This is a genomic window from Devosia sp. (assembly GCF_040509215.1).
Taxonomy (GTDB): Bacteria; Pseudomonadota; Alphaproteobacteria; order Rhizobiales; family Devosiaceae; genus Devosia.
Genome location: NZ_JBEVLL010000232.1, coordinates 1 through 3,758, shown reverse-complemented (window position 1 = coordinate 3,758; position 3,758 = coordinate 1). Strand labels below are relative to the sequence as shown.

Genomic DNA, 3,758 nt, shown 5'->3' with positions numbered 1-3,758 from the left:
CCGGCTCGGCCGGGCAAAGCGATCGAATGTGGTTCTCCGTTAATGCGCGTGACATTGCCATAAAACTGCTCCTCTCTGGCTACGTTGCGGGCAGCATCGGCTGCGGCCGCAGGGTTTAAGAGAAGGGGCTATGGAAACGCCAAATCGACGATAGGCCAATTATGTCAGTTAGTTAGAATGCAAAAGAATGCGATTGACGCACCCTGAAGCACCGAAGCTTCCGACTCATAACCGCTTAATTGGGGGTTCGCGTCCCTCCGGGCTTACCAATTCGCCTACCTTCAAACCGCCGGAGGACCCGAGGTGTGGGACGTGGTTTCCAATGCGAGCTGCATTGAAAAGACATTCTGGCACGCGTCGCGAACGCGTACCTGGGCGCTCGCGGTTTCCAGATGGCTGGCATCTTCGGCGAGAACCTCGCTCAATACTTGCAGAGCGTATTTTCGCACATGAAGAATCGATTTGAGCTCGATGCCCTCGGCATCAAGTTCAAACACGTTGTCTCTCTCAACATCGAAGAAATATCGCCGCATTGGTCCATCCGTGCAAAGATCATACAAACTAGCACGACCAATTACTGGCAAACATATGATTCTCAGCCATCACTTGTGCTGAGCGTTACCATCCACAATAAAACAAGATACTGAGACGCAACATCAAGGAGGTATCTCCTTGCCTACGCTTTTCGGGTCGACAACCCGCGAGTGGTCCATATCAAAAGGCTCCGATCAGCCCATGGGCCGCCCGGTAGAGATCGCCTCCGACGCTGCTGACGAGGCCATCGTATATCTCGGCGAACAGAAGCCCCGACAGGATGAGATTTGTGCCGATAAGCAATGTCGCGGCCCAGCCTTTTCCCGCAGGCGGCGTTGCCGCGGTCTCGTCTTGCGTCCGGGCCGTTCCGGCGCGATTGACCGCCACCTGCGCTTCGGTAAATTCCACCGAGCGCCTGATCGTCTCCAGTTGCAGACCCAGCTTGCGGATCTCCTCGTCGAGCCCGAACGGGACTGCAGCGGGCATGATGGCGGCGCTGCGCCCCGGGACATGCCGCTCGACGCGGACTATTCTGGAAACATCCGCGTCGGCATTGTCGAGGCCGATCTCGCCTCGGCGGATCATTTCGCTGGCGATCGTGTGGACGTCGGAGAGCCGGTTTTCCATGGCGTTCTTGCCTCTTCAATAATGACGTTCTTGTATGATTGTCTCAGCTCTCGCGCATCGCATGGCGGACCTGATCGGAAAGCGGCTTGATCATGTAGGACAGGATCGTGCGGCTTTCCGTCTGCACGAAAACCTCCGCAGGCATGCCGGGCTTCAGCAGCGTCTCCCCGACCTTGGCGATCTCCGCTTCGGGGATGCGCAGGCGGGCGAGATAATAGCTGGCACCCGTCCGTTCCTCGATCGTCAGGTCCGGCGAAATATCGATCACCGACGCGCCGAGTTCAGGCGTGACCCGCTGGTTGAGCCCCGAGAGCCGGATACGCGCGTCCTGGCCGGTGAAGACCTGATCGACATCCGCCGGCGAAATCATCGCCTCGACGATCAGTTCGTCGTCGTCGGGAATGATGTTCACCAGCGTCTCCCCGGGCGCTGCGACGCTGCCGATCGTGTGGATGTTGAGCTGGTGCAGCGAACCGGCGATCGGCGCGCGGATATCGAGCCGGCGCAGCTTGTCCTGGGCGGCAATGCGCTCTTCGCTGAGCTTTGCGATCTCGGGCCGCTTCTGATCGAGTTCCGTCAGCACGCTTTCGTAGAAGGCTTCGTCGACCTGAATGAATTTCAGTTCGGCCTGCGTCTTGGCCTGCTGCGTCTCGATGATTTCCGCCGTCAAGGCCGACTGGCTGCCGATCAGGGACGCCTTTTCCCGCTGCATGGCGATCAGCTGCGACTGGGTGATGAGCCCGCGTGCATTGAGACTGTCATAGCGGCGCAACTGCTCGTCGACCAGGGCGACATTCTCGTCGACCGCCTTGCGCTGGGCCTCGAGCGCGGTGATCTGCTCGGCGAACTGGGCGACCTGCTTTTCCAGCTGCGACTTCTGGCTGCTGCGCGTCATCTGGCGGGCCAGCTTGAGCATCTTCTGCGCTTCGCTCAGCAATGTCCTGCGGTCTTCGGGAACGAAGGAGAGTTCGGCCGGGAGGTCTATTCCCGTGCGGCCAGCCTGTTCGGCCAGCAGGCGCGCCTCCTGCACCATCAATTGCGCCAGCTGCCCCTCGATGATGCCGAGATTGGCGCGGGCCATCGTGCCGTCAAGGCGAAACAGCAGAGCGCCCGCCTCCACGTGGTCGCCCTCGCTCACCACCATTTCGGCGATGGTGCCGCCATCCGGGTGTTCCACCTGCTTGGCGCGGCCGAGCACGATGATCTTGCCGGCGGCCATGACGGCGCCGCTGATTTCGGCATAGGCGGCGGCCGTGCAGACCCCGCCGAAGAACAGCCCGCCCACGCCGATGGCAAGAAACAGCTGCTTGCGGATGGCGCCGGTGATAGCCCGGTCGAGATGATCATACGGCATTGGCAACCGCCTTTCCTGACTGCATGGAACCATTGAGGATAGAAACGTTGGAGAGGACCTGGTCCTTGTCTCCGAAGGCGACCTGCTGGCCGTTCTGGATGATCAGGATCTTGTTGACCGCCGTCAGCGCGCTGCTGCGATGGGCGATCACGACGACGATGCCGCCACGCTCGCGAATATCGACCATCGCCCGGCTGAGCGCCTGCTCGCCTTCGACGTCGAGGTTGGAATTGGGTTCGTCGAGCACGACGAGAAACGGATTGCCGAACAGCGCGCGGGCAAGGCCTACACGCTGGCGCTGGCCGGCGGAAAGCCGGGCGCCGCCGTCGCCGATCATGGTGTTGTAGCCTTCCGGCAGGCCGGCGATCAGGTTGTGCACGCCCGCCATCTTCGCTGCGGCAACGATCGCCACGACATCGGCATCCTTGTCGAAGCGGGCGATGTTCTCGGCGACGGTTCCCTCGAACAGTTCGACATCCTGGGGCAGATAGCCGATGAACCTTCCGCGGTCCTGGTCGCTCCACTGGTCGATCGTCGAACCGTCCAGCCTTATGGCGCCCTTCAATACCGGCCAGACCCCGACGAGTGCGCGGGCGAAGCTGGTCTTGCCCGAGCCGGAGCCGCCGATAATGCCGAGGCCGTCGCCGGCCTGCAGCGAAAATTCGACACCCTGCAGCAGCACCAGTGGCTCGCCGGGTGCGCTGGTTGCCGCCTCCTGAACGGTCAGTTCGTGTTTCGGCAGCGGCAGGCCTTCCAGCCCCTGGTCGACGTCGCACTGCAAGAGCACCTGGTTCAGCCTGCCCGCCGCCTGGCGGCAGGCGATGAAGGACGGCCATTGCCCGACGGCCTGCTCGATCGGTGCGATGGCGCGCGCCATGATGATCGAGGAGGCGATCATCACGCCGCCGGAGATTTCCTGCTGGATGGCCAGATAGGCACCCAGAGCCAGCATGGCCGATTGCAGGATCATGCGCAGCAGTTTGATGATGCCCGAATAGAAGTTGCTGCGGTCCGTCGCCATCTGCTGGGAATAGTAATAGGGCTCGACCATCTCGGAGAACCGGTCCGACAGCCGGCCCAGCATGCCCATGGCATTGACGACCTCGGAATTGCGCCGGGCGCTGTCCATGACCTTCGACTGTGCGGCGGTCCGCATGCCGACTTCCTTGCTCGGGCTGCGGGACGAAAACTCGTTGCAGATGACCAGCACGAAGATCAGCGCGCCGCCGGCGAGCGCCAGATA

General features: G+C 61.7%; 4 protein-coding genes. All 4 read right to left on the bottom strand.

All coding sequences use genetic code 11. The annotated features are described in order from the left end of the window. Nucleotides 1-281 precede the first annotated feature (281 nt). Nucleotides 282-533 carry a DUF6894 family protein gene (locus tag ABW043_RS12840; RefSeq protein ID WP_353921602.1) on the bottom strand — a complete coding sequence of 84 codons (252 nt, stop codon included), beginning with the start codon at nt 531-533 and terminating at the stop codon, nt 282-284. Nucleotides 534-714: 181 nt separating this feature from the next. After that, a complete protein-coding gene (locus ABW043_RS12835; protein WP_353921601.1) occupies nt 715-1,161 on the bottom strand; it encodes a hypothetical protein in 447 nt (148 codons plus the stop codon). Nucleotides 1,162-1,204: 43 nt separating this feature from the next. Then, complete coding sequence (locus tag ABW043_RS12830) at nt 1,205-2,515, bottom strand: HlyD family type I secretion periplasmic adaptor subunit (RefSeq protein WP_353921600.1); 1,311 nt, start codon at nt 2,513-2,515, stop codon at nt 1,205-1,207. Further along, nucleotides 2,505-3,758, bottom strand: a 1,254-nt coding sequence (locus ABW043_RS12825) for a type I secretion system permease/ATPase (RefSeq protein WP_353921599.1), incomplete at its 5' end; no start/stop codon positions are given. The genes ABW043_RS12825 and ABW043_RS12830, both read right to left, overlap by 11 nt.

What these genes read in the sequence shown, in the direction of transcription:
- ABW043_RS12835 (WP_353921601.1), bottom strand. Translation starts at nt 1,161, where the DNA reads ATGGAAAACCGGCTCTCCGACGTCCACACGATCGCCAGCGAAATGATC.
- ABW043_RS12840 (WP_353921602.1), bottom strand. Translation starts at nt 533, where the DNA reads ATGCGGCGATATTTCTTCGATGTTGAGAGAGACAACGTGTTTGAACTT.
- ABW043_RS12830 (WP_353921600.1), bottom strand. Translation starts at nt 2,515, where the DNA reads ATGCCGTATGATCATCTCGACCGGGCTATCACCGGCGCCATCCGCAAG.